Below are 212 nucleotides of genomic sequence, written 5' to 3'. Positions count from 1 at the left end.
CGCCGCCGATCGACTGGGCGAAGATACCGCGGGACACATGGCCGCCGGTGTAGATCGAAGCGCCGGCGTCATCCATATGCACGTCGACGCTGCCGCCATTGGTGCCGGCGCCGCCGTCGGCCCCAAGGCCGATATTCAACGCGGCCGACTTGATGCCGTCTGCCGCCTTGGTCGAGCCGGAGCCGGTGCCGGCATTGCCGCCGCCGCCGCCG

The 212-nt window shown here is 71.2% G+C and carries 1 protein-coding gene; it reads right to left on the bottom strand.

All coding sequences use genetic code 11. The annotated features are described in order from the left end of the window. Positions 1-212, bottom strand: a 212-nt coding sequence (locus B4E36_RS08580) for a hypothetical protein (RefSeq protein WP_345900236.1), incomplete at both ends; no start/stop codon positions are given.

This window comes from Martelella sp. UBA3392, assembly GCF_002358775.1.
Lineage (GTDB): Bacteria > Pseudomonadota > Alphaproteobacteria > Rhizobiales > Rhizobiaceae > Martelella > Martelella mediterranea.
The sequence above is the reverse complement of the archived record's forward strand: the minus strand, read 5'-3'. Positions and strand labels throughout refer to the sequence as shown.